The sequence below is a fragment of the Parvibaculum sp. genome (assembly GCF_040882025.1).
Classification (GTDB): Bacteria; Pseudomonadota; Alphaproteobacteria; order Parvibaculales; family Parvibaculaceae; genus Parvibaculum.
Window position 1 is genome coordinate 1 of the sequence record NZ_JBBECC010000063.1, and the last position, 3474, is coordinate 3474.

The following is a 3474-nucleotide window of genomic DNA, read 5'->3' on the forward strand; positions in this document are numbered from 1 at the left end:
CGCTTGCCGCGCTTGCCGTGATGGGCGCGGGCGACATGGTGAGCGTCAATATCCGCTCGACGCTGATCCCGCTGGCAACGCCGCAACCGATGCTCGGCCGCGTGACGGCGGTCGAAATGCTTTTCATCGGTGCCTCGAACGAGCTCGGCGAATTCCGCGCCGGCGTTTCGGCGGCATTGTTCGGCACCGTGCCGGCGGTGCTGATCGGTGGCATCGGCACGCTCGGCGTCGTCGGCCTGTGGATGTGGCTCTTCCCGGATTTGCGCAAGGTCGACAAGTTCGAGGACGTCAAGCCGAAGGAAAGCGGCTAGACGAATTGCCCCGCGACGATGGCGGCAAAGAGGATCAAGCCGAAGTCGCGATTCGAGCGAAAGAGCTGCAAACAAAGGGACGGATCGTCGATGTCGAGACGCCGGATCTGACGGACGAGATGCGCGGCGGCGAGACCGAGACCGATCCAGAAAAAAATTCCGAGGCCTGCCAGCGCGCCGGCGGCGGCGAAGCCCGCCAGCGCCGCGCCGTAGAAAACCCACATCCATTTGTATGTCGCGGGTCCAAGCTTCAGCGCGCTCGACCGGACGCCGACGATCGCGTCGTCCTCGCGGTCCTGATGCGCGTAGATGGTGTCGTAACCTATCGTCCAGAAGACGGCGCCGAGATAAAGCGCGACGGGCGCCAGCGAAAGCCCGCCCGTCACCGCCGCCCAGCCCATCAGCGCGCCCCAGTTGAAGGCGAGGCCCAATACGATCTGCGGCCAGTCGGTGATGCGCTTCATGAAGGGATAGATCGCGACCAGCAGCAGCGAAGCGAAACCGAGCCATATGGCATAGGCATTGAGCGAGAGCAGCACGGCGAGACCGACCAGAGATTGCGCGACGAGAAACGCCCATGCGGCGGGCAACGAAACCGCGCCCGACGGCAAGGGCCGCGACCGCGTGCGCGCGACGGCGGCGTCGATGTCGCGGTCGACGATGTCGTTATATGTGCAGCCGGCGCCGCGCATCACGATCGCGCCAAGGGCGAAAAGCGCCAGCAGCCAGGCGTTTCGCCAATCCTCCGTGGCCAGAGCAACCGACCACCAGCAGGGCAGCAGCAGGAGCCATGTGCCGATGGGGCGGTCGGCGCGCGCCAGCCGCAGGAACGGACGCGCGAAGGCGGGCGCGCTTGTGTCGACCCAGTTTTCGGGCGGCGCATCGGCGACGGGAGAGGGAGCAGGATCGGTCATCGGATACTCGGCTGGCGCTTCGATTCAGTATGCCGGCATGATGCCACGGCGCGCCCGGACGGGGATTTGTGACAGCGATTGTGACAGTGGAATCGCAGCCAGACCCCCCTCTGTCACGGAACTGTCATAAAACTGTCACAAACGGATTTATCCCCGATTTTCGGGTTGTGCGAGGCAATTTCCCGGTTTGCGGTGCAGCATAACGGCATGGGTGCCGGCAGATCGGGCTGTCCCCGTTTTGCCGTACTGGCAACAACTCATCTGCCTCCCTATCGGAAATTGTCTTTGTGTCAAACTTTTTTATTGCCGCAGAAGCAAATTTCTCATGGCTCGATCCGGAGGATGTCCGAAAGGGGACCGGTTTCGATCAGCGCCGGCAGGTGACGCTTCAGGGAGGACGGAAAAAAGATATCCCCGCTCTCCTGGAGGGCCGGCAACGCCCACCAGCGCAACTCGCGGATCACTTCGCGCTCGAGACCGGTCCAGCCGGCGGTGGCGAGGACGGTCACTTCGGTATGAGCGATGAAAAATGTTTCCTGCAGCAGCCGCTTCTCGCCGCCGACAGTCAGAATATGCTCCGTGTACCACACAGCCGGGCCGAGGCGGGCGTCGGCGAGGCCCGTCTCCTCGACGAGCTCGCGGCGCGCGGCATCTTCGAGCGTCTCGCCGGGCTCGATGGCGCCGCCGATCGTCACCCAATAGGCGTCGCGCAAGACCGCGCCGTCCGCGTCGCCGACCGCGGGGTCGTGCATGCGGATCAGCAGCAGACGGTTCGCGGCGTCGAAGAGGAGGATGCGGGCGGTGGGACGGGGGCGCATGGGGTGAGGATAGAAGAGATGCAGAGGCAATGGAATGTGGAAGAAGAAAAGGTCTCACGCAGAGGCGCAGAGACGCAGAGGGGTTTTTAGTTCTATATACGTCATTGCGAGCGCAAGCGAAGCAACCCAGAAGCGTCAAACGCAGTGCTTGCCGTTTCTGGGTTGCTTCGTCGCTTCGCTCCTCGCAATGACGATCAATGACAAGCATCCGGCATATCACCACCATGACCGAACCCGACTCCGACGACGACAATCCGCGCTGTGCGAGCGGGAAGGCGCGGCTTTTTGTCGAGGGGGAGTTGCGCGGCGGTGCATCGCTGACGCTTGACGCCGATCAATCGCATTATCTCGTCAATGTGCTCCGCATGGGCGCGGGCGCGCCGGTGCTGCTGTTCAACGGGCGCGACGGGGAATGGGCGGCGCGGATTGCCGAGGCGCACAAGAAGCATTGCGTGCTCGAACTCGTCGAGCGGACGCGGGCGCAGGAGCCCCTGCCGGACATCTGGCTGCTCTTTGCGCCGGTCAAGAAGGCGCGGCTCGATTTCATCGCGCAGAAGGCAACCGAGATGGGGGCCGGCGTCATCCAGCCCGTCATCACCGCGCGCACGGTGGTGACGCGGCTGAAGGACGAGCGGCTGCAGGCCAATGCGGTGGAGGCGGCCGAGCAATGCGGGCTTGTGGCGGTGCCGGAGGTGCGCGCGGCGGCGAAGCTTGGCAGCCTGATCGAGCGATGGAGCGAGATCGCGCCCGGGCGGCGCATTCTCTTTTGCGACGAGGGCGCGGCGCCCGGCGCGGCGCGGGCGGCACTGGAACGGCTTGCGGGCGAAGGCTGGCGCGGTGCGCCGCTCGCCGTTCTCGTTGGCCCCGAGGGCGGGTTTTCCCCCGAGGAGCGCGATATGCTCCGCTCACGGATCGATACGGTGGCGCTGTCGCTCGGGCCCCGCATCATGCGCGCCGACACGGCGGCGATCGCGGCGCTGGCGGTGGTGGGGTTGATGCTGGGGGATTGGTGAGGCGTTTTCGGCTTTCACTCTTTTCCACCCTCCCCCAGCGGGAGGGTCAAACCGCTGCAAGCGGTTTGGGGAGGGGGACTCCGCTCACGGAAATTTATGCGTCCGGTTATACGCCGCAGTTCCACGCTTACCCCTCCCCGAAATTTGCGACGCCGATGCGCCGAAAATTTCGACCCTCCCACAGGGGGAGGGTGGGTGCTCAAATGAAAGTTGTGCGTGTGACATTTGAATTTGCACAGGTTCGCTCTCACCTCCTACTCTCTCGTCTTCCTTCAACTCACCCACAATGAAATGACATCCACACAGACACTGACCATCGCCGTTGCAGGCCTCGGGCAGCGGATTGCGACCGTGATCCGGCATCTCGTGGCGGCGGCGCCGGGGGTGCGGCTTGCCGGTTATTGCGATCCGGCGCCGG

The 3474-nt window shown here is 64.5% G+C and carries 3 protein-coding genes and 1 pseudogene; 2 read left to right on the forward strand and 2 right to left on the reverse strand.

From position 1 onward, the window contains the following. A pseudogene (locus tag WEB61_RS04170) lies at nucleotides 1-311 on the forward strand (MFS transporter); the annotation flags it as partial. On the opposite strand, the gene ubiA reads toward WEB61_RS04170, so the two are convergent. Together ubiA and WEB61_RS04180 are read right to left on the reverse strand one after the other, a co-directional pair. After that, entirely contained in the window at nucleotides 308-1225 is a 918-nt protein-coding gene (gene ubiA, locus WEB61_RS04175) for a 4-hydroxybenzoate octaprenyltransferase (RefSeq protein ID WP_368063068.1), read from the reverse strand. The pseudogene WEB61_RS04170 and the gene ubiA sit on opposite strands and share 4 nt — an antisense overlap. Nucleotides 1226-1548: 323 nt before the next feature. Then, nucleotides 1549-2043: an NUDIX hydrolase gene (locus tag WEB61_RS04180; protein WP_368063069.1), complete on the reverse strand. Its 495-nt coding sequence runs from the start codon at nucleotides 2041-2043 to the stop codon at nucleotides 1549-1551. A 224-nt stretch (nucleotides 2044-2267) separates the two neighbouring features. Here WEB61_RS04180 and WEB61_RS04185 point away from each other — a divergent pair, with 224 nt between their 5' ends. Beyond that, the gene (locus tag WEB61_RS04185) at nucleotides 2268-3056 is read left to right on the forward strand and encodes a 16S rRNA (uracil(1498)-N(3))-methyltransferase (protein ID WP_368063070.1); all 789 of its coding nucleotides are present in this window, start codon (nucleotides 2268-2270) and stop codon (nucleotides 3054-3056) included. Nucleotides 3057-3474 lie beyond the last annotated feature (418 nt).

What these genes read in the sequence shown, in the direction of transcription:
- ubiA (WP_368063068.1), bottom strand. Translation starts at nt 1,225, where the DNA reads ATGACCGATCCTGCTCCCTCTCCCGTCGCCGATGCGCCGCCCGAAAAC.
- WEB61_RS04185 (WP_368063070.1), top strand. Translation starts at nt 2,268, where the DNA reads ATGACCGAACCCGACTCCGACGACGACAATCCGCGCTGTGCGAGCGGG.
- WEB61_RS04180 (WP_368063069.1), bottom strand. Translation starts at nt 2,043, where the DNA reads ATGCGCCCCCGTCCCACCGCCCGCATCCTCCTCTTCGACGCCGCGAAC.